Origin of the sequence: Actinomycetospora termitidis (genome assembly GCF_030286555.1) — a bacterium.
GTDB lineage: Bacteria > Actinomycetota > Actinomycetes > Mycobacteriales > Pseudonocardiaceae > Actinomycetospora > Actinomycetospora termitidis.
In genome coordinates this window covers 209,723-230,887 of the sequence record NZ_JASVWF010000003.1, presented here as the reverse complement: position 1 = coordinate 230,887, position 21,165 = coordinate 209,723, and the positions used below count along the sequence as shown (strand labels likewise).

The 21,165-nt window shown below is 75.1% G+C and carries 18 protein-coding genes; 12 read left to right on the top strand and 6 right to left on the bottom strand.

Translation table 11 applies throughout. The features are described from left to right. Positions 1 to 62: 62 nt before the first annotated feature. The 7 genes from QRT03_RS14535 (at position 63) to secA (ending at position 10,092) form a co-directional block, all read left to right on the top strand. On the top strand, positions 63 to 767 hold the full coding sequence (locus QRT03_RS14535; RefSeq protein ID WP_425604854.1) for a dTMP kinase: 705 nt from the start codon (positions 63 to 65) through the stop codon (positions 765 to 767). Beyond that, positions 764 to 1,441, top strand: coding sequence for an MtrAB system response regulator MtrA (gene mtrA, locus QRT03_RS14530; protein WP_286053599.1), 678 nt, complete (start codon positions 764 to 766; stop codon positions 1,439 to 1,441). The genes QRT03_RS14535 and mtrA overlap by 4 nt, the downstream gene beginning before the upstream one ends. A 12-nt stretch (positions 1,442 to 1,453) precedes the next feature. Next, positions 1,454 to 3,220, top strand: a complete 1,767-nt coding sequence (gene mtrB, locus QRT03_RS14525; RefSeq protein WP_286053597.1) for an MtrAB system histidine kinase MtrB — start codon at positions 1,454 to 1,456, stop codon at positions 3,218 to 3,220. Beyond that, the gene (locus tag QRT03_RS14520; RefSeq protein WP_286053596.1) at positions 3,217 to 5,016 is read left to right on the top strand and encodes an LpqB family beta-propeller domain-containing protein; all 1,800 of its coding nucleotides are present in this window, start codon (positions 3,217 to 3,219) and stop codon (positions 5,014 to 5,016) included. Before mtrB ends, QRT03_RS14520 begins: the two co-directional genes overlap by 4 nt. Positions 5,017 to 5,113: 97 nt before the next feature. Further along, positions 5,114 to 5,956: a ComF family protein gene (locus QRT03_RS14515; RefSeq protein ID WP_286053595.1), complete on the top strand. Its 843-nt coding sequence runs from the start codon at positions 5,114 to 5,116 to the stop codon at positions 5,954 to 5,956. A gap of 125 nt (positions 5,957 to 6,081) precedes the next feature. Then, positions 6,082 to 6,765, top strand: a complete 684-nt coding sequence (gene hpf, locus QRT03_RS14510; RefSeq protein ID WP_286053594.1) for a ribosome hibernation-promoting factor, HPF/YfiA family — start codon at positions 6,082 to 6,084, stop codon at positions 6,763 to 6,765. Between the two features lie 159 nt (positions 6,766 to 6,924). Beyond that, on the top strand, positions 6,925 to 10,092 hold the full coding sequence (gene secA / locus QRT03_RS14505; RefSeq protein ID WP_286053593.1) for a preprotein translocase subunit SecA: 3,168 nt from the start codon (positions 6,925 to 6,927) through the stop codon (positions 10,090 to 10,092). Between the two features lie 2 nt (positions 10,093 to 10,094). Here secA and QRT03_RS14500 read toward each other — a convergent pair whose 3' ends face one another. Then, positions 10,095 to 10,730, bottom strand: a complete 636-nt coding sequence (locus QRT03_RS14500) for an Rv3235 family protein (protein WP_286053592.1) — start codon at positions 10,728 to 10,730, stop codon at positions 10,095 to 10,097. A gap of 111 nt (positions 10,731 to 10,841) precedes the next feature. Then, on the bottom strand, positions 10,842 to 11,654 hold the full coding sequence (locus QRT03_RS14495) for a TrmH family RNA methyltransferase (RefSeq protein ID WP_286053591.1): 813 nt from the start codon (positions 11,652 to 11,654) through the stop codon (positions 10,842 to 10,844). 55 nt (positions 11,655 to 11,709) lie between these two features. Between QRT03_RS14495 and QRT03_RS14490 the strand changes: the two genes are divergently transcribed. The 3 genes from QRT03_RS14490 to QRT03_RS14480 are packed head-to-tail and all read left to right on the top strand — an operon-like array spanning position 11,710 to position 14,605. After that, positions 11,710 to 13,125: a WS/DGAT/MGAT family O-acyltransferase gene (locus QRT03_RS14490; protein WP_286053589.1), complete on the top strand. Its 1,416-nt coding sequence runs from the start codon at positions 11,710 to 11,712 to the stop codon at positions 13,123 to 13,125. Next, complete coding sequence (locus QRT03_RS14485) at positions 13,122 to 14,090, top strand: patatin-like phospholipase family protein (protein WP_286053588.1); 969 nt, start codon at positions 13,122 to 13,124, stop codon at positions 14,088 to 14,090. The genes QRT03_RS14490 and QRT03_RS14485 overlap by 4 nt, the downstream gene beginning before the upstream one ends. Further along, positions 14,087 to 14,605, top strand: a complete 519-nt coding sequence (locus QRT03_RS14480; protein WP_286053587.1) for a DUF6912 family protein — start codon at positions 14,087 to 14,089, stop codon at positions 14,603 to 14,605. Before QRT03_RS14485 ends, QRT03_RS14480 begins: the two co-directional genes overlap by 4 nt. Positions 14,606 to 15,091: 486 nt before the next feature. On the opposite strand, the gene QRT03_RS14475 is transcribed toward QRT03_RS14480, so the two are convergent. Further along, on the bottom strand, positions 15,092 to 16,054 hold the full coding sequence (locus QRT03_RS14475; RefSeq protein ID WP_286053586.1) for a patatin-like phospholipase family protein: 963 nt from the start codon (positions 16,052 to 16,054) through the stop codon (positions 15,092 to 15,094). A gap of 118 nt (positions 16,055 to 16,172) precedes the next feature. After that, a complete protein-coding gene (locus tag QRT03_RS14470; protein ID WP_286053585.1) occupies positions 16,173 to 17,408 on the bottom strand; it encodes an FAD-binding domain-containing protein in 1,236 nt (411 codons plus the stop codon). A 52-nt stretch (positions 17,409 to 17,460) separates the two neighbouring features. Between QRT03_RS14470 and QRT03_RS14465 the strand changes: the two genes are divergently transcribed. Both QRT03_RS14465 and QRT03_RS14460 read left to right on the top strand, forming a co-directional pair. After that, positions 17,461 to 18,288 carry an SDR family NAD(P)-dependent oxidoreductase gene (locus QRT03_RS14465; protein WP_286053584.1) on the top strand — a complete coding sequence of 276 codons (828 nt, stop codon included), beginning with the start codon at positions 17,461 to 17,463 and terminating at the stop codon, positions 18,286 to 18,288. Next, complete coding sequence (locus tag QRT03_RS14460) at positions 18,285 to 18,749, top strand: DUF3237 domain-containing protein (protein ID WP_286053582.1); 465 nt, start codon at positions 18,285 to 18,287, stop codon at positions 18,747 to 18,749. The genes QRT03_RS14465 and QRT03_RS14460 overlap by 4 nt, the downstream gene beginning before the upstream one ends. Here QRT03_RS14460 and rsgA read toward each other — a convergent pair. Further along, positions 18,746 to 19,759, bottom strand: coding sequence for a ribosome small subunit-dependent GTPase A (gene rsgA, locus QRT03_RS14455; protein ID WP_286053581.1), 1,014 nt, complete (start codon positions 19,757 to 19,759; stop codon positions 18,746 to 18,748). The genes QRT03_RS14460 and rsgA overlap by 4 nt on opposite strands. Then, positions 19,756 to 21,153 carry a 3-phosphoshikimate 1-carboxyvinyltransferase gene (gene aroA, locus QRT03_RS14450; RefSeq protein ID WP_286053579.1) on the bottom strand — a complete coding sequence of 466 codons (1,398 nt, stop codon included), beginning with the start codon at positions 21,151 to 21,153 and terminating at the stop codon, positions 19,756 to 19,758. The genes rsgA and aroA overlap by 4 nt, the downstream gene beginning before the upstream one ends. Positions 21,154 to 21,165: the final 12 nt, after the last annotated feature.

The window sequence follows — 21,165 nt, the reverse complement described above, 5'->3', positions numbered from 1 at the left end:
CCCTCGTCACACGGAGCGCCTGGCTAGCGTGGCCGTCCGTGGGCGAGGCAGCGGGTGGGGCAGTGGGCGTCCTGGTGGCCGTCGAGGGGCTCGACGGGGCGGGCAAGGCGACCCTGGTGGCGGCCCTGCGCGACGCCGCCACCCGCCGCGCCGCCACCGTCGCGACGATCGCCTTCCCGCGCTACGACGACGACGTGCACGCTGCCCTGGCCGGGGAGGCGCTGCGCGGCGCCCACGGCGACACCGGGACGTCCGTGCACGCGATGGCCCTGCTGTTCGCCCTGGACCGCCGGGCCGCGCGCGAGGAGCTCGCGACCCGTCGTCGGGAATGCGACGTGGTGCTCGTCGACCGGTACGTGGCGTCGAACGCGGCGTACGGCTCGGCCCGCCTGCACCAGTCGGTCGGCCCCTTCGCCGCGTGGGTGCACGCGACCGAGATCGAGCGGTTCGGGGTGCCCGCCCCGGACGCGCAGGTGCTGGTGCGGGTGCCGCCGGAGCTCGCCGCCCAGCGGGTGCGGGACCGTGCGGCGGCCGATCCGGACCGGGACCCGGACTCCTTCGAGGCGGACGCCGACCTGCAGGGTCGCTGCGCCGAGGTGTACGACGCGCTGGCCCGGGAGCAGTGGTTGGCGCCCTGGTGGGTGACCGAGAATCGGCAGTCGGGTGAGGAGGCGCTCACCCGGACGGCTGACACCGTGCTGGATGCCGTGCTGGGAGACGCATTCGCTCCCGGATCGTCGGTGAGAAGTGACACCATTGAGACATGAGTTCCCGGATCCTCGTCGTGGACGACGACTCCTCGCTTGCCGAGATGCTGACGATCGTCCTCCAGGGCGAGGGTTTCGACACGACGATCGTCTCCGACGGTGCCGAGGCGCTGCCGACCGTCCGGGAGGCGGCGCCGGATCTGGTGCTCCTCGACCTGATGCTCCCCGGGATGAACGGCATCGACGTGTGCCGGGCGATCCGGGCCGAGTCCGGGGTGCCCGTCGTCATGCTGACCGCGAAGACCGACACGGTGGACATCGTGCTCGGGCTGGAGTCGGGCGCGGACGACTACATCGTCAAGCCGTTCAAGCCCAAGGAACTGGTCGCCCGGATCCGGGCCCGGCTGCGGCAGTTCCCCACCGAGCCGAGCGAGCAGATGCAGATCGGCGACGTGACGATCGACGTCCCGGCGCACCAGGTGCGCCGCGGCACCAGCCCGATCCCGCTGACGCCGCTGGAGTTCGACCTGCTGGTCGCGCTGGCCCGCAAGCCGCGTCAGGTGTTCACCCGCGAGGTGCTGCTCGAGCAGGTCTGGGGCTACCGGCACGCGGCGGACACGCGGCTGGTCAACGTCCACGTGCAGCGGCTGCGCTCGAAGGTGGAGAAGGACCCGGAGCACCCCGAGGTCGTGCTGACCGTCCGCGGCGTCGGCTACAAGGCCGGACCACCCTGATCGGCCGGCCTCGTGGCTGACCGTCTCGCCCGGCTGCGCCGCCGCGCCGACCTGGCCCTGGCCGAGCGCGTCGGGGCCGTCCGGGTCCTGTGGCGACGGTCGATGCAGCTGCGGGTCGTGCTGTCCACGGTCGCGATGTCGACCGTGGTCGTCCTCGTGCTCGGCCTGGTCCTGCAGACCCAGATCGCCGACCGGCTCCTCCAGGGCAAGCAGCAGGCCGCGCTGGTGCAGGCCGACATCAGCCGGCTGAACCTCGAGCGGGACCTCGCGCGCGTCGACCCGGACCGCGACGGCACGCAGACCACGCTCGACGACGCCCTCGACCGCCTGACCTCGTCCGGGTCGGGCTCCGACCGCGACGCCGGGGCGTTCGAGGCGGTGCTCGTCGCCGGGACCGAGGCCATCGGCACGCCCGGGGCGGCGGGGGACCCGGAGGCGATCGACCCGTCGTCGGGACCGGCGGACGTCGTGCCGCCGCAGCTGCGCGACCCGGTGCTCAAGGGCTTCCTCGCGACGAAGTACGTCACGGTGGCGCAGGCGGGCCGGCCGGACGTCCCCGCGCTGGTCGTCGGGCAGCCCGTGCGCACCGCCGGGCGGAACCTGCAGCTCTACCTCATCTTCCCGCTCTCGGCCGAGCAGCGGACCCTGGCGCTGATCCAGTCGACGCTCGCGCTGGCCGGGCTGGCCCTGCTCGGGCTGCTCGCGGCGATCTCGAGCATCGTGACGCGGCAGGTCGTGCGCCCGGTGCGCCAGGCCGCCGACGTCGCGGAGCGGTTCGCCGACGGCCACCTCGACGAGCGGATGCCGGTCTACGGCGACGACGAGGTGGCACGCCTCGCGGAGTCCTACAACGAGATGGCCGCGAGCATCCAGCAGCAGATCCACCAGCTCGAGGAGTTCGGCGGGCTGCAGCGGCGCTTCACCTCCGACGTCAGCCACGAGCTGCGCACCCCCTTGACGACGGTGCGCATGGCGGCCGAGGTGCTGCACGCGCAGGCCGAGGACATGGACCTCGTGGCCCGCCGGTCCGCTCAGCTGCTGGTCGACGAGCTCGACCGGTTCGAGTCGCTGCTCGCGGACCTGCTCGAGATCAGCCGGCTCGACGCGGGGATGGCGGAGCTGGCGCTGGAGCAGGTCGACGTGCGGGACGTGGTGCGCCGCTCCGCCGAGACCGTGCGCCACCTCGTCGACGAGACCGCCACACCGCTGCTGCTCGACCTCACCGAGCCCGCCGTCGCCGAGGTCGACCCCCGGCGGGTGGAGCGGATCCTGCGCAACCTGCTGGCCAACGCGATCGACCACGGGGAGAGCCGCCCGGTCGAGGTGCGGGTCGCCGCGGACGAGCACGCGGTGGCGGTGGTCGTGCGCGACCACGGGGTCGGGCTGAAGCCGGGCGAGGCCGGGCTGGTGTTCAACCGGTTCTGGCGCGCCGACCCGTCCCGCCAGCGGCGCAGCGGCGGCACGGGGCTCGGGCTCGCGATCAGCCTGGAGGACGCGCGGCTGCAGGGCGGCTGGTTGCAGGCCTGGGGCGAGACCGACCACGGCGCGGTGTTCCGGCTGACCCTCCCGCGGGTCCACGGCGCCCTGCTGCGGACCAGCCCCCTGCCGTTGATCCCGGTCTCCGCCGCGCCCGCGGAGGCCGAGCCGGGCATCCACGAGGCCGCGGGCACCACGGGGACGGCCCTGCCGCCGCCGGAGACCGGGGAGTTCCCGGTCGCGGTCCCGGACGACCGGGACGACCGGGACGACAGGGACGACCCGGGGGAGGACCCGCGGTGAGCCGTTCGCGCCTCGCCGCCGTCCTCGGGCTGATCGCGCTGCTGCTGGTCGGCTGCGCCACCGTGCCGGGGTCGTCGGACGTCTCGGTGCTGCGCCGGGTGGGCGACCCCGCGGAGCCGAGCGCGCCGTCCGGACCGGCCCGGGGCGCGGGGCCGTTGGAGATCGTGCGCGGCTGGATCCTCGCCTCCGGCGCGACCGCGGAGCGGCACAGCGCGGCCCGCGCCTTCCTCGGCCCGGCCGCCGCCGGCGGGTGGGACGACGGGGCCTCGCCGACCGTGGTGTCCGATCGCGTGGACACCGTGTTCGAGCAGGGCAACGGCCAGTCCGAGGAGGCCGTGGTGCGGATCCGGGCCGACAAGCTCGGCACCCTGCGCCCGGACGGCGCGTTCGTGGCCGCCCCGGGCCTGGTGGACCTGACGGTGCGGCTCACCGCGACGAACGGGGTCTGGCGCATCTCCGGGCTCCCGCCCGGGACGATCGTGCGGCGCGCGGACCTGCGCGCGAACACCCGCCCGGTGCGGATCTGGTTCCTCGCCCCGGTCGGCGGCGCGCCGGTGAGCGAGACCCGCTACCTCGCCACGAGCCCGGCGCGCTCGGTGTCCTCGCGCGTGCTCGACGAGCTGCTCTCCGGCCCGTCGGACGACCTGCGCGGCGCCGCCCTGTCCGCGCTGCCGCCCGGGGCGCTCCTGCGCTCGGCGGTCGGCACCACCCCGGACGGCGTGACGACGGTCGACCTCACGCGCGTCGGGCCCGTCGAGGCGCTGGACGCCGCCCGGCGCACCGAGATCGCCCAGCAGATCGTGCTCACCCTCGCCGGGGTCGGCGTCGACCGCGTGGCGCTGACCGTGGACGGCGAACCCCTGCTCGAGGGGCGCGGCGAGCTCGGGGTGGCCGACGTCCTCGCCGGGCTCCCGCCCTCGATCCGGGAGCGGCGCGACCTCCCGGGCGACGGCCCGGCCACCCCCGCCCCGGCCCCGTCCCCCGCGGTCGTCACCACCGGCGGTCGGGTGCTGACGGTCCCGGAGTCGGCCGGCACCACCACGACCCGCGAGAGCAGCCCCGACCTCGTCACCGGCGTCGACGACGCGCGCAGCGCGAGCCTCTCGCCGGACGGTCGCGACGTCGCCGTCGTCGGGTTCGAGAACGGCGTCATGCGGCTGTTCGTCGGACGGTCGGGGGCCGCCGTCACCCCGACCACCGTCGTCGGACGTGCCGTCGGTCAGCCGTCGTGGTCGCCGGACGGGACCGAGGTCTGGACGGTCGTCGACGGCGTCCCGGTCCGTGCCGTCCGCGGGCCCGACTCGAGCGGCACGGTGACCCCGGTCGCGCTCGACACCACCCCGCTGACCGGGCTGGGGCCGCCGACCGCCCTGCGGCTCTCCCCGGACGGCACGAAGGTCGCGCTCGTCTCCGACGGCCGGGTCGTCATCGCCACCGTCGTCCGCGACCCCGGCGGCGGCGCCCGGCTCGGGTCGGTGCGCGTCCTGCGGCCCGGGCCGGTCGGGGAGGCGCTCGGGGGCGTGCTCGACGTGGCCTGGGCGCAGACCGACCGCCTCGTGGCCGTCGGCACGGCCCCGGGCCTGCCCGTCCAGACCGCCTCCGTGGACGGGCTCGAGCTCGACAGCCCCACCACGACGAACCTCACCCCGCCGGTGACGGCGGTCGCCGCGGCCTCCGAGCGCCCGGTGCTGGTCGTCGACCAGGGCGGGCTGTGGTCGCTGCCCGCGAGCGGCGGGGACGTGTGGAGCTCGGTGCCGGGCGGGTCGAACTCGTCGGTGCCCTCCTACCCCGGCTGAGCCGTCCGGCCCAGCGGTCCGTCCCCAGGCGCCCCTCCGTCCACAGGCCGGGTGCCCGTCGTGGCGGTCCGGTCCGCGGCTGCGCAGCATCGGGGAGGTGATCACCGCACTCGCCCGGGCCCTCGTCGACCTGCTGCTGCCCGCCCCGTGCGGCGGGTGCGACGCGGTGGTCGAGCCCGGCGTCGGGCTCTGCCCGACCTGCCGTCGGGACCTGGCCCGGCCGGTCCCCGCACCCGACCTGCCGGGCCTGCCGCCCGCGGTCGCCCTCGCGCCCTACCGCGGCACCCCGCGGCGGGCGGTGATCGCCTACAAGGAACGCGGTCGCCGCGACCTCGCCGATCCGCTCGCGGTGGCGCTGGCCGCCGCCCTGGACGACCTCCTTCCCGACGCCGGGTGCGTGCTCGTCCCCGCTCCCTCCCGGCGCGGTGCCGCCCGCTCCCGCGGCGGCGACCACATGCTGCGCCTGGCCCGAGCGGTCGCCGCGCGGACCGGGCACCCGGTGCTGCCGGCCCTCGCGCTCTCGCGCGGGGCGCGCGACTCCGTCGGGCTGGACGCGGCCGCCCGTGCGGCGAACCTGGCCGCCCACCTCCGGGTGCGGCCGGGCGTCGGGTCGCACCCGGTGGTCGGGCTCCGCTCCGCCGCGTCTCCGACGGGACGCACCGTCGTGCTGCTCGACGACGTCCTGACCACCGGCGCGACGGCCCTCGCGTGCAGCCGTGCCCTCGCGGGCGTCGGGCTGCCCGTGGCGCTGGTCCTCGTGCTGGCCGCGGTCGGGGCCCGCCGCCCGGTCGTCCCGGGCGGCCGCATCCCCCGGGACGGGGTCACCCGGACGGGCGATCCGCCGCCGCCCGGTGCCCTGCGGACGCGTGGGGACGGCCTCCGTCCCCCGACCCGGCGGTCGCCTGCCCGACACCTTCCGGCCATCCGCCCGAATCGCTAGCGTGTCCCCTCTCACCGGTCCGGCGACCGAGAGGAGGCGCGAGGAGTCGTACCGCGACGTCACGGGCCCGCGACCTGCGCCGGGCATCTCCGTGGCGACGCTCCTTCCTTCCCACGGGAGTTGATGTGGAGATCGTCATCTGTGGCCGCAACGTCGAGGTCCCGGAGCACTTCCGCGACCACACGACCGAGAAGCTGGCCCGACTCGGACGCTATGACCACAAGGTCATCCGGATGTCCGTCGAGCTCTCGCACGAGAACAACCCGCGTCAGACCAAGACCTGCCAGAGCGTCGAGATCACGGGCCGCGGTCGCGGGCCCGTCGTCCGCGCCGTCGCCAGCGCCGGCGACTTCTACTCCGCGCTCGACCTGGCCATCGGCCGCCTCGAGGAGCGGATGCGCCGGGCCCACGACCGTCGCGTGCACAGGACCGCGCGGCGCAAGGTGGCGGTGGGGGCCGGCGGACCCGGCGAGGACCTGCCCTCGTCCGGCGCGGAGCTCGACGAGGCGCTGCCCGACGCGATGCGTGAGACCGGGGAGGACACGGCCGACACCGGCGCCACGGACGCCGTCCCCGCCGCCCGGGAGGCCCTCGACGACCGGTTCGACCGGGAGGTCGACGGCGACGGCCCGGGGCACATCGCCCGCGTGAAGGAACACGAGGCGGTCCCGATGACCGTCGACGACGCCCTGTCCCAGATGGAGCTGGTGGGGCACGACTTCTTCCTCTTCTCCGACAAGTCCAGCGGCCGCGCGAGCGTGGTGTACCGACGCCACGGCTACGACTACGGCGTCATCCACCTCGTCTGAGCACCGTCACCGACCGCCGGTCGGTCCCGGGGTCCGGTCCCACGCGGACCGGGCCCCGGATCGTCCCGGTGCTCCGCGCTTACCATGGGCTGTGCGCCCGCACACCGTGCGCGTGCGGACGTGAGCCAGCGACGACGAGGACGAGCGAGGTCACCCATCGTGGTGCTGAACCGACTGCTGCGGGCCGGCGAGGCGAGGACGGTCAAGCGTCTCGGCGCGATCGCGGACTACGTCGACACCTTCGCCGACGAGATCGAGGGGCTCTCGGACGCCGAGCTGCGGGGGAAGACCGAGGAGTTCCGCGAGCGCTACGCCGACGGCGAGTCGCTCGACGACATGCTCGGCGAGGCCTTCGCCGTGGTCCGCGAGGGGGCCCGGCGCACCCTCGGCCAGTACCACTACCGCGTGCAGCTCATGGGCGGCGCCGCGCTGCACCTGGGCAACGTCGCCGAGATGCGCACCGGCGAGGGCAAGACCCTCGTCTCGACGCTGCCCGCCTACCTCAACGGCATCACCGGCGAGGGCGTGCACGTCGTCACCACCAACGACTACCTCGCCCGACGCGACTCGGAGTGGATGGGCCGCGTCCACCGCTTCCTCGGGCTGACCGTCGGCGCGATCTACGCGGAGATGCCGCCGGACGAGCGCCGCACCGCCTACCAGGCCGACATCACCTACGGCACGAACAACGAGTTCGGCTTCGACTACCTGCGCGACAACATGGCGTGGGCGAAGGCCGAGTGCGTGCAGCGCGGGCACGTCTTCGCGATCGTCGACGAGGTCGACTCGATCCTCATCGACGAGGCCCGCACCCCGCTGATCATCTCCGGCCCCGCCGAGCAGAGCGCCCGCTGGTACTCCGAGTTCGCCCGCCTCGCGCCGAAGATGACCAAGGACCTGCACTACGAGGTCGACGAGCGCAAGAAGACCGTCGGGGTCACCGAGGAGGGCGTCGCCTTCATCGAGGACCAGCTCGGCATCGAGAACCTCTACGAGGCCGCGAACACGCCGCTCGTCGGCTACCTGAACAACGCGATCAAGGTGAAGGAGCTCTTCACCAAGGACAAGGACTACATCGTCCGCGACGGCGAGGTCCTGATCGTCGACGAGTTCACCGGCCGCGTGCTCGCCGGCCGTCGCTACAACGAGGGTCTGCACCAGGCGATCGAGGCCAAGGAAGCGGTCGAGATCAAGCAGGAGAACCAGACCCTCGCGACGATCACGCTGCAGAACTACTTCCGGCTCTACGAGAAGCTCTCCGGGATGACCGGTACGGCCCAGACCGAGGCGGCCGAGCTCTCCAAGACCTACAAGCTCGGCGTCGTGCCGATCCCGACGAACCGTCCGCCGCAGCGCGTCGACCAGCCCGACCTGGTCTACAAGACCGAGGCCGCGAAGTTCGAGGCGGTCGCCGACGACATCGCCGAGCACTACGAGCGCGGCCAGCCGGTGCTCATCGGCACGACGAGCGTCGAGCGCTCCGAGTACCTCGCGAAGCTGCTGGTGCAGCGCGGCGTCGAGCACTCCGTGCTGAACGCGAAGTTCCACGAGCAGGAGGCCGGGATCATCGCCCAGGCCGGCCGGCGCAAGGCGGTCACGGTCGCGACGAACATGGCCGGCCGCGGTACCGACATCGTCCTGGGCGGCAACCCCGACTTCATCGCCGACCTGGAGCTCCGGGCCAAGGGCCTGGACCCGGTCGACATGCGCGAGGAGTACGAGGCGGCCTGGGACGACACGCTGGCCCGGGTCAAGGACGAGGTGGCCCGGGAGGCCGACCAGGTCAAGAAGGCCGGCGGCCTCTACGTCCTGGGCACCGAGCGGCACGAGTCGCGGCGCATCGACAACCAGCTCCGCGGCCGCGCGGGTCGGCAGGGCGACCCCGGCGAGTCCCGCTTCTACCTGTCCCTGGGTGACGAGCTGATGCGCCGGTTCAACGGCGCCATGGTCGAGACGATCATGACGCGGTTCAACCTGCCCGAGGACATGCCGATCGAGGCCAAGATGGTCTCCCGGGCGATCCGCAGCGCGCAGACCCAGGTCGAGCAGCAGAACTTCGAGATCCGCAAGGACATCCTCGAGTACGACGAGGTCATGAACCAGCAGCGGACGGTGATCTACGACGAGCGCCGCCGCGTGCTCGACGGGGAGAACCTGTCCGAGCAGATGCAAAACATGATCGTCGACATCGTCACCGCGTACGTCGACGGCGCCACCGCCGAGGGCTACAGCGAGGACTGGGACCTCGAGAAGCTCTGGGAGGGTCTGCGCCAGCTCTACCCGGTCTCGGTGGGCTGGGAGGACGTCGTCGAGCAGAACGAGGACATCGACCGCGATCTCCTCGTGGACGTCCTCACCGAGGACGCGCTGGAGGCCTACCGCCGCCGCGAGGCCGAGATCGACGGCATCGTGCCCGAGGGCGGGATGCGCGAGCTCGAGCGCCAGGTGATCCTCTCCGTGCTCGACCGCAAGTGGCGCGAGCACCTGTACGAGATGGACTACCTCAAGCAGGGCATCGGGCTGCGGGCGATGGCCCAGCGCGACCCGAAGATCGAGTACAAGCGCGAGGGCTACGAGATGTTCTCCTCGATGATGGAGGGCATCAAGGAGGAGTCCGTCGGGTTCCTGTTCAACCTGACGATCCAGGTCGAGGAGGCCGCACCGGTCGACGCGGTGCCGGGGGCGAACCCGAACACCGACACGGCCATGCAGCCCGCGATCACGTCGGAGACGCCGCAGGACCGCCGGCTCTCGACGGCGGGCGCGGCGCCGGTCTCCGCGCCGCCGCGCCCGGGCGGGCCGGTCGCCGGCGGCCCCGTGCCGCCGGGCCAGGCCCCGCCGCGGATGGTCCCGCCCGACCCCCGCTCGACGCCGACCACGGCCCTGCCCGCGGCCGGCCGCCCCGCGCCCCCGGCCGACCGGCCCTCCCGCCCGAGCGGACCGCAGCCCGGGGTGCCGGCGCCGACGGGACGGGCGGGCCGCAACGTCCCGACCGGTCGTCGGGGCCGCCCGGCGCCGCAGGACGCGGCCGCCCCGACGCAGCCGACGGCCGCCGGGCCGGCGATGTCGCAGCTGAACGCACCGGTGCCGGACGCCTTCCGGGGCGCGGGGCTCGGCGGGCGGGCGCCGCAGCAGCTGAACTACTCCGGGCCCGACGAGGACGGCCAGGCCGCGGCGCGCCCCGGCAACGGAGCGCAGGGCGGCCGGCACGCGGGCGGCAACCCGCAGCAGGCGCGCCGCGCCGAGACCCCGTCGCGCAACGCACCGTGCCCGTGCGGGTCCGGCCGCAAGTACAAGCAGTGCCACGGGGCGCCCCCGCGGGGCTGACCTCACCCGACGACGAGCTCGGTGAGGCGCCACCCGGCGTCCCCGAGCTCGAAGCGGGCGGCCACGGCACGCGCCCGGTCCGGGCGCGTGCCGCCGGCGCGGTCGGCGCGCGGCGGGCCGGACGGTCCCGGGACGCAGAGCGCCGCGGCCACCTCGACGGCGAGAACCGGGTGGGCGCCGGGGGCCACCAGCGGGCACAGGCGCAGCCCCCGGACCCGCGCGCCGCGCGGGACGGGGCCGAGGTGGCGGGCGGCCAGGACGGCCCCGGTGACCCGCTCCAGCGCGTCTTCGGGGCAGATGCCGGCGAGGTGGTCGACGGGCCGACGGCCGTCGAGGACCTCGGCGACGGCCGCGAGCACCCGCAGGGCGATCGGCCCGACCTGCGCCCGTGCCCCGTCCAGGGCCGCGTCGAGAGCCCGGGTGTCGACGGGGGCGGGCTCCGGCGCCGGTGCGGGGGTCCGCGGCGCCAGGTCGGCCAGCACCGCGTGCAACGGGCGCAGTCGCGGCCGCGGGCGACGGTCCATCCGGAGCGCGAGCCGGGGAGCGGCGCACACCCGGCCCTCGCGCGGCCGCACCCCCGCCGTGGCACCCCCGGCCGCGGTCGGTGCCGGCACCCACTCGTGCGCTGCCACGGTCATGTCGCGTCCTCCCGATCACTCGGGGCGGACGCTAGTGGCGGATACCGGCGGGCAGGGGCGGTTTGGATGATCTCGGGACGGGGTATCGCGGGCGGTTCCTGACGTCCGCTGTCAGCGGTGGTCCGCGGTGGACGACGGGACGGCCCGCCGTGCCAGCTCGAAGCACGCCAGCGTCGCGGCGCAGGCGGCGTTGAGCGACTCCACGCCGCCCGCCATCGGGATCGCCACCGTGCCGTGCAGCTCGCCCCGCACGTCGTCGGTGAGGCCGTCGGTCTCCCCGCCGACCACGAGCGCGGTCCGCGGCGCCAGCTCGGCGTCGAACAGCGACGTCGTCGACCCGCCGTCGAGACCCAGCAGCACGAAGCCGGCCTCGGCGAGGGCGGCCAACCCGGCGGCGGCGGTCCCGGCGCGCAGCACCGGGGCGTGGAACGCGACCCCGGCGGAGGCCTTGACCACGAGCGGGTCGATCGAGGGGAGCCCGCGGCGGGGGAGCAGCACGCCCTCCACGCCGGCCGCCGTCGCCGAGCGCAGGATCATGCCGACGTTGGCCGGGTTGGTGAGGCCGTCGAGGACGAGCACCCGGGCCGGGGCGTCGGGTCCGAGCGCGGCCAGGAACCGCTCGACGGTGCGCATCCCGGGCGCGACGACGTCCGCGATGACTCCCTGGTCCTGGCGCCCGTTGCCCGCCAGGACCTTCACCCGTTGCGCGGAGGCCCGCGTCACCCGCACCCCGCGGCTGCGGGCGGCGTCGAGGATCGGCCGGACGGCGCGCGGGTCGGCACCCTCGGCGAGGACCACCTTGTCGACCTCCAGCGCGGGGTCGGTGAGCGCCTCGAGCACCGGTTTGCGGCCGTAGACCGTGACGAAACGGTCCTTCGGGGAGACGTCGTCCGGGTGGTCGGCGTCCGCGTGCTGGGGTGACATCGACGACCACTCTGGCAGACGGAGCGCGACCTGCCGTCATGCGAGGATCGAGGCCATGCCGGACCGCCTCACGGCCCTGGACGCCTCCTTCCTCTACATGGACCAACCGACGACGCCGATGCACGTCGGCAGCGTCGCCGTCTTCCGCAAGCCCCGGTCCGGCTTCGACTACGAGCGCCTGGTGGAGCTCATCTCGGGGCGGATCGGCCTGGTCCCGCGCTACCGGCAGAAGATCAAGCAGATTCCCTACGGCGTCGCGCGCCCGGTCTGGGTCGACGACACCGACTTCGACGTGACCTACCACGTGCGCCGCTCGGCCCTGCCCGGTCCGGGGACCGACCGGGCGCTGAACGAGCTGGTCGCGCGCCTGATGTCCCGCCCGCTCGACCACACCCGCCCGCTGTGGGAGATGTACCTGGTGGACGGCCTGTCCGGGGGCCGGGTCGCGATCATCACGAAGACCCACCAGGCGATGGTCGACGGGATCGCCTCGATCGACATCAGCCAGGTGGTCCTCGACGACTCCCCGGACGGCCGCGACGAGCCCGAGGACGACTGGACGGCCCGCCCCGAGCCGCCGGCGTGGAAGCTGGTGCTGGACGCGTTCGGCGAGGCGGTGGCGCGCCCGGGCAACGCGGTGGAGGCCGCGCACGCGGCGGTGCGCGACGCGGCGGACACCGTCACGAAGGTCGCAGGAGTGGCCGGCGGGCTGCTCTCGGCGGTGCGCACGGCGGTCCGCCCCGCCCCGACGAGCCCGTTGAACGTCCCCATCTCCACCCAGCGCCGGTTCGCGCACGCCCGCACCGAGCTGGAGGACTACCGCGCGGTCCGCCGCGCGCACGGCGGGACGATCAACGACGTCGTCCTGACGGTGATCTCGGGGGCGATGCGCAACTGGCTGCTCTCCCGCGGCGCCTCGGTGACCCCGACGACGACGATGCGCGCGATGGTGCCGCTCTCGGTCCGCGGCGAGGCCGCGGCGACCGGCGCGATCACCGGCAACGGGCTGCTGGGCAACCGGATCGCCTCGTACCTGGTGGACCTCCCCGTCGGGGAGCCGAACCCGGTGCTGCGCATGCACCACGTGGCGCACGCGATGCGTGAGCACAAGCAGTCCGGGCAGTCGGTCGGCGCGAACGCGCTGGTCCGGGTGGGCGGGTTCGCCCCGCCGACGCTGCACGCCCTGGGGGCCCGCGCGGCGAGCGGGCTGTCGCGGCGGCTCTTCAACGTGGTCGTCTCGAACGTCCCCGGGCCGCAGCACCCGCTCTACGCGGGCGGCGCGCGGATGCTGGAGATGTACCCGGTGGTGCCGCTGGCGAAGGGGCAGTCCCTCGCGGTGGGACTGACCAGCTACGACGGCGGCGTCTTCTACGGGTTCAACGCCGACCGCGACGCGATGGCCGACGTCGACGAGTTCGGCGACCTGGTGACGGAGGCCCTGGCCGAGCTCGTCGCCACGGTGCCCCGGTGAGCCGGACCCCGTCCCGCCGTGGGCTCGTCCTCGGCACCGGCGGGTCGCTGGGGTATGCGTGGACGGTGGCCGCGCTGTCCACCTGGCAGCAGCACACCGGGCACGACGCCCGCGACGCCGACGTGATCGTCGGGACGTCGGCGGGGTCGATCGTGGCGTCCGCGCTCGCGAGCGGGGTCGGCGCCGACGACCTGGTGTCCCACCTGCTGGAGCCGCCGGAGAGGCCGCCGTCGGGACGACCCCGCCGTCGCGGGGCGCGTGGGGGGCTGCCGCCGCTGCCCCGCGTGGGGCCGGGGTCGGTGCGGCTGCTCCGCGAGGTCGCCCGACATCCCCGACGGTTCCCGCCGCTCGCCGTGGCCTCGGCGCTGCTGCCGGTGGGGCGGGCGGACACCTCGGGGGTGGTGCGGCTCGTCTCGTCGTTCTCGCCGGAGGCGTGGCCGACCCCGCCCGACGCGCCGGAACTGCGGATCGTCGCGACCGACTACGACAGCGGCGCCCGGGTGCCGTTCGGCCGTGAGGGTGCGCCGCCGGCGTCGTGCGCGGAGGCGGCCAGCGCGTCGTGCGCGGTGCCGGGCTGGTTCGAGCCGGTGCGCATCGGCGGGCGCCGCTACGTCGACGGCGGGGTGTGCTCGGCGACGTCGGCCGACCTGCTGCTCGGGTCCGACATGCCCGCCCTCGACGAGGCGCTCGTCCTGGTTCCGCTGGCCCGCCGCGGCCGCATGCGCCTGACCGGGGTGGGGGGTGCGGCCGACGGACTGTTCCGTGGGATCGTCGGGGGCCGCAGCGCCCGGGAGATCGCGCGTCTGCGCGAGGCGGGACTGCGCGTCACCTCGCACGCCCCGGGGCCCGAGGAGCGTGCGGTGATGGGGTGGAACGTGATGGACGCCCGCCGGCAGGCGGACGTGGTGCGGACCGCGCTGCGGACGACGGAGCAGTGGTGGTCGCGGAAGGACCGGGACGCGTGAGGATTTACATCCCGACGACCGTGGCGGGCCTGCGGCGGCTGCTCGCCGACGAGGCGATCCAGCCGCTGTCCGGCACGGCGTTCGCGCTCACCCCGGCGCTGCGCGAGGCCTACCTCGCGGGCGACGAGGAGGAGCTGGAGTACGTCGCGATGCTCGAGGCGGCGCGGGCCTCGCTGCGGCTGCTGGCGGCGGAGTGGGCGGACGACCCGGAGGCCCTGGCGCGCCGCGCGGTCGTGGCGGCGGACGTCGACGACGTGACGTTGCGGCCCGACCTGGACGCGTCCGTCGTCCGGGTGGCCGGCCCGATCCCGATGGCGAAGCTCGCGTCGGTCCACCTCGACCTGGAGGACGCCGCGGAGGACGTGCGCCGGGCCGCGGAGGTCGTGGACGCCGCCGACCTGGGTGACGAGGGCGCCGAGCTCGCCCTCGGCGACGCCGAGGACCACGATCTCGCCTGGTACGGGGTGCAGGAACTCCCGTTCGTGCTGGAGCTGGACGTTCCCGACGGCGGGTAGGCGTTCGCCGGCGCGAGACCTAAGCCAGGCAGGTCCCCGGGCGCCCGGGCCTGCGCCGTGTCGCACTCGTGGCGGCCGCGACAAGCCTTCCTCGGACTGATCCACCTCGGCGGAACCCTGTCCCACGGACACGGTTTCCCCGACGAGGTCCGGTCGGCGCGGTGCCCCCGGCCGACCGAGGTGGAGTTCTGTGTGACGGCGCAGCGCGAGCGCGGCAAGATCTCATTCCGGGGAGCGGAGTGGGGCGGGGACCGATCGGTCCGCTCCCGTCGTCGGGATCTTGGACTCGACGACGCGACGAGCCGAGGTCGAGCACGGCCGCTCGACACCCCCAAGCCCGAGAGCACGGCCCGAGCCCGACCGACCGCGCCCACGTGCCGTGTGCGTCCCTCGGCGCGCGCGGGTCGGAGGGCGTCGTGGCCCGCCCGTCCACGTGCGGGCCACCGAACGGCACACCAGGCACCTGGTCGGCCGCTCGGAGGTGCCTCAGGTACCGGTCGCGGCGACCGACGAGCGCCGGCGGGCGAGGAACTCCTCACCTGCGCGCTCGCCGTCGACGATCAGCCCCCGGAGGAACGCGGGTGACCGGTCGGCGGCAGCGGCGGAGTCGAGGCTCCGGTCCAGCTCGATGCGGTCGATCGCGACCTCGCGATAGCCGGCGTCGGACAGGTAGCCCGCGCGGACGAACTCGTTGATCTTTTCGATCGCGTCGATCTCCTGCTCCAACGACAGGTTCGCGGTGAGCTCGGCCCGCCGGTCCGCGATCGCGCCCGGCGAGCGCGGCTCCGACGCCACGACGCGGGGGAAGAGCTGGACGATCCAGATCGCCTCCGGGTCGAGCGCCGGGAGGTCGCGGATTGGCGGGTTCTCGGAGAAGACGCCGTCCCAGTAGACGCCGTCGTCGATCTCGACGGCCCGGAACAGCGTCGGGATCGCAGCACTGGCCAGGACCGTGTCCACGGTGATCTCGCCGCGCCGCGAGTCGAAGCGCCGGAACGCCCCGCTGCGCACCTCGACCGCCCCGATCTGCAGCGCCGGGCCCTCGTCCCAGGGCAGCGCGGCCACCAGACCGAAGTCCACCCAGCGCTCGAGCAGGGCGCGCAGTTGGGTGCGCGCGATCTCCGGGAACCGGTACGGGTCGAACGCCGGCAGCGGCAGCACGCCGAGGTCACGCAGGCGCAGCAGGCCGACCCCGACGGCGTTCGTCACGGCGTCGAGCGGGGCCGTGGCGGCGTTGTCGCGCCAGAACCCGTCCAGCAGTTCCGCTGCCCGCTCCGGCCCGCCGGTGCGCCAGCCGTACCAGGCCAGCAACGCGCAGATCGCCCCGCCGGAGGTGCCGGTGAAGGCGACGGGCTCGACGTCGGGGGCGCGCAGCAGCGGACGCAGCACGCCGGCGGTGAACGCCGTCTGGCTGCCGCCGCCCTGGCAGGCGATGGCGACACGGGGCACGTGGCGATGATGCCCGGGCCGAGGGACGCGGCACGCGCCCGCCTCCCTCGTGATCGCCACCTCGTGAGCGACACGCGCAAGCACACCTGCGACACGCTCACGGGGTCCGCCCCTCAGGTCAGCCCACCCCGTCGGGCCGCTGCGGCATGCCCTTGCGCCAGGCGGTGTAGCTCTGCAGCCGCCCACCGCGGGGGCGGAAGAGCCACGACCAGGGGTGTACCTCGGCGGGCTCGACGGCCGCCGACCGCCGCCGGAACCCCGGCACCGGCGCGAAGGTGACCGCCACCCGCCGTCCGGACAGCTCGGCGGGGACGGACCCCCGGTACAGCTCGACCGGACGCCGGGTCGCCAGCTCGGCCAGGGTCTCCGTCAGGAACACCAGGCGCTTGCCCGACAGCCGGAGCCGCGCGAGCAGCGGCTCGTCGAAGACGAACACCGCCGGGACGTCGGGGTGGGCGCGCAGGGCCGGGTCGTGGTCACCGAGGGACTCCGCGGTGAGCCAGACCGCCTCGACGTCGGCGTCGTCCGGTGAGGAGGAGGGCCCGCCCGTCGCCTCCGGGTCCGGGTCCGACCGCAGTTCCGACGGAGGCTCGATGCGCGTCGTGCGCTGCTCCGGCGGCCAGTCCTGGACCGGGCAGTCGGCGTTCAGCGCGCAGTTCGCGCACAGCTTCGGCGCCCGCTTCTCGACCTGGTGCCGCGAGAACCCGTACGCCTTGCCCGTGCCGGAGCCGACCGTCCACTGCCAGCCGAGCCGGTTCGCCGCGCGGGAGCCGTCGACGAGATGGGTGAAGAAGGCGTCCTCGCCGTCGCGCCACTGCGCGCCCGCCCGGACGGTCCACTGGCTGGACAGCCACATGCGGCACTGGTTGACCAGCCAGCCGTCCTCGTGGAGCTCCGTCAGGTTGACGTCCATGCAGTTCATGTCCCGCGGCCACGGGTCGTCCCAGGTCTCCGGCGGGCGCGGGGGGCGGGCGCGGAGATCGTCGGCGAGGGCGGGCCCGAGCCGGGCGTAGACGTGCCGGGCGTACTCCTGCCAGGCGAGCTCGTCGCGGTACTTCGTCCGGTCGCGCTGCGGGGCGTCGGCGACGTGCTCCCAGAGGTCGGGCAGGGGGAGGAGCCCGTACCGGATGTAGGGCGACATGCGGGAGGCGCCGCGGCGCTCGGGCGGCCAGACGTCGTTGCGCCGGCGGGCGTAGTTCGTGACGTCGAGCGCGGCCAGGGCCGCGTCGGCCGCGTCCTGTCCGCCGCGGAACGCCCCGGACGCGGCCGGGGTGTCGCAGGTCAGGTCGCCGAGGTGCTCGGCGACGAAGGCGACGGCGGCGTCGGGACCGGGCTCCGGCACGGGTAACTGCACCAGTCGGGCGTACCCCGGGAATACCGATCCATCCCGACGCGTCGCACCCACCATGCCCCGTACCGTCGCCATCACGGGCGCCACCGACGGCCTCGGCCGCGCCCTCGCGCTCGACCTCGCCGCCCGGGACGTCCGCCTCGTCCTGCACGGTCGGTCCGAGGAACGGCTGGACGAGCTCGCCGCCGAGGTCGGCCGGCAGGCCGCCCACCCGCCCCTCACCGTGTGGGCGGACCTCGCCGACCTCGGTCAGGTCGCCCGCGCCGCCGACGAGGTCGCCGAGCGTGCCGGGGAGCTGCACGTGCTGGTCAACAACGCCGGCATCGGCACCGGTGAGCCCGACGGGCGTCAGCGGAGCACCAGCCGCGACGGGTACGAGCTCCGGTTCGCCGTGAACTACCTCGCGACCTTCCTGCTCACCGAGAAGCTCCTGCCGGTGCTGCGCGCCTCGGCGTCCGGCACGGCCTCCCGCGTCGTGCACGTCGCGTCGCTCGGTCAGGCCCCGCTCGACTTCGACGACCTCATGCTCGAACGGTCCTACGACGGCGGACGTGCCTACGGGCAGAGCAAGCTCGCCCAGATCCTGCACGTGGTCGACCTCGCGGAGCGCCTGCCCGCCGCCGAGGTCACCGCGAACGCCCTGCACCCGGGCACCTACATGCCCACCAAGATCGTCCTGGACGAGATCGGGCGCAGCGTCGACACCCTCGAGTCCGGCGTGGCGGCGACCCGACGCCTCGTCCTCGACCCCGCCGTCGAGGGCGTCTCCGGGCGCTTCTACGACCGGCAGTCCGAGACCCGCCCGAACGCCCAGGCCGCGGACCCCGAGGCGCGCGCCACCCTGCGCGCGCGCAGCCTGGAGCTGGTCGGGGCCCACCTGTGACGCTGCCCGTGCCCGGCCTGGAGTTCCTGGCCCACGTCGACGTGGAGCTGGACGCGCCGGTCGACCTGGGGGTCACCGACGCCGGGCACCGCCGCATCGTCCCGATCGTCGGCGGCACGGTCACCGGCGAGCGCTTCGCCGGGATCGTCGTGCCGGGCGGCGCGGACTGGCAGGTGATCCACGCCGACGGCGCGACCACCATCGACACGCGCTACCTGCTCCGCGCCCACGACGGCGCGGACGTCTTCATCCGGACGGCGGGCGTCCGCTCCGGCCCGCCCGAGGTCCTGGCCGCGCTGGCCCGCGGCGAGGACGCCGACCCGGCGTCGTACTACTTCCGCGTGCACGCGACGTTCGAGACCTCCGCGCCGCAGTACGCCTGGATGACCCGGGTCCTGACGGTGGCCGTGGCCCGCCGCCGGGCGTCGGCGGTGGTCTACGACGCCTACACCCTGACCTAGATCTCCCAGGCCGGGATGCGCAGCGCCGTCAGGACGCGGCGCAGGGCGTCCAGGCGGCCCGCCGACAGGGTCCCCGCCTCGACCATCGGGTCCAGTGCGCACTCGGGGTCGGCGGGCGGGCCCAGGTGCGAGCAGCCGCGCGGGCAGTCCTCGACCGCGGTCGCGAGGTCGCCGAACGCGGCCACGACGTCGTCGGGGGAGATGTGCGCCAGCCCGAACGACCGCACGCCCGGGGTGTCCACCACCCACCCGCCGTCGGGAAGGCCGAGGGCGACGGCGGAGGTGGACGTGTGGCGTCCCTTGCCGACCCCGCTGACCACGCCCACCGCCCGCTCCGCGTCCGGGACGAGCGCGTTGACCAGCGTCGACTTGCCCACCCCGGAGTGCCCGATCAGGGCAGACACCTCGTCGTGCAGGAGGTCCCGCAGCTGGTCCGGGTCCTGGTCGGAGCGGGTGACGACCACGGGCAGGTCCAGCTCCGCGTACTCGGCGGCGAACGAGTCCGGGTCGGCGAGGTCGGCCTTGGTCAGGCACAGCACGGGGTCGAGACCGCCGGCGTAGGCCGCGACGAGGCAGCGGTCGACGAAGCCGGTGCGCGGGGTGGGGTCGGCCAGCGCGGTGACGATGACGAGGTTGTCGGCGTTCGCGACGACGACCCGCTCGTAGGGGTCGGTGTCATCTGCGGTGCGGCGGAGCACGCTGGTGCGGTCGGCCACCCGGACGATCCGCGCCAGGGTGTCCTCGGCGCCGGAGGTGTCGCCCACGAGGTCGACGTGGTCCCCGACGACGACCGGTGTGCGTCCCAGCTCCCGGGCGCGCATCGCGATGACGCGGGCACCCGGCTCGTCGTCCGGGGCGCAGGTCCAGCGCCCCCGGTCGACCCCCACGACCATGGCCGGGCGGGCGTCCGCGTGCTCGGGCCGGCGCTTCGAGCGGGGCCGTGTGCCCTTGCCGGGGCGGACCCGGACGTCGCTCTCGTCGTACCGCCCGGCGGCGCTGCGGGGGCTCACCGAACGGCCATCGTCCCGCGCACCAGCGCCGACCAGTCGGCGGCGAAGTCCGGCAGGGTCTTGCTCGTCGCGCCCACGTCGTCGATCTCGAGGCCCGGCACCACCAGCCCGAGCAGCGCACCCGCCGTCGCCATGCGGTGGTCGGCGTAGGCGCCCCACGGCCGGGTCGGGGTCAGTCCCGACGCCGGGTGGACCTCCAGTCCGTCCTCGGTCTCGCGCACCTGCGCGCCGATCGCCGCGCACTCGGCGACGAGGGCGGCGAGCCGGTCGGTCTCGTGCCCCCGGATGTGCGCGACCCCGCGCAGCCGCGACGACTCCCCGGCCAGACCCGCGACCACGGCGAGCGCGGTGACGGTCGGGGTGAGCTCGCCGATCTCGCCGAGGTCGACGTCGACCCCGCGCAGCCGCTCGGGGCCCTGCACCGTGAGGCCGTCCGGGCCCTCGGTGAGCTCCGCGCCGAACGCCTCCAGCGCCCGGCGGACCGCGGCCAGCGGCTGGAGGTCGGGCAGGTCGTGGCGGGACTGGGTGTGCCGCTCCGGGTTAGCCGCCGGCCGCCGCTCGGGCCAGCCCGCCACCGTGACCCGGCCTCCGGTGATCATCGCCGCGGCGAGGTAGACCGCGGCGCCGGAGAGGTCCGGTTCCACGACGAACCGCGCGTCGGGAGTGACGGGTCCGGGGGAGACCGCCCAGCGTGCACCCCCCGTCGCTCCGCTCGCCCCAGGCCCGTCCTCGCTGGTCACGGTGACGCCGGCGAGGCGCAGCATCGTCACGGTCATGTCGACGTGCGGCAGGGACGGCACGGTCGTGGACGAGGTGACGGCCACCCCGTCGTCGTACCGGGCGCCGGAGAGCAGCAGCCCGGAGACGAACTGCGAGGAGGCGGACGCGTCGACGGTCACCGATCCGCCGCGCACGCCGCCGCGGCCGAGGACGGTGAACGGCAGCCGGTCGGCGTCCGCGGGCTCCAGCGCGACGCCGAGCCCGCGCAGGCCCTCGAGCACGCCGCCCATCGGCCGCGTGCGGGCGTGCGGGTCGCCGTCGAACTCGACGGGCCCGTCGGCCAGCGCGGCCGCGGGCGGGAGGAAACGCATGACGGTGCCGGCGAGCCCGCAGTCGACCCGGCCGGCCCGCAGCCGGTGCGCGGGGACGAGATCGACGTCGACGGTGCCGTCGCGGCCCTCGCGCACCGCTGTCCCGGCGCCGAGGGCCGCGAGCCCGTCGACCATGAGTCGCGTGTCGCGGGAGCGCGCGGCCCCGGCGACCGTGCGCGGGACACCGTCGGTGGCCAGGGCCGCCAGCAGCAGCGCGCGGTTGGTGACGGACTTCGAGCCCGGGACGGCGACGGTCCCGTGCACGGGGCCGTCGGCGGCGGGCGCGCTCCAGGGACTGCTCACGGCCTCATCCTG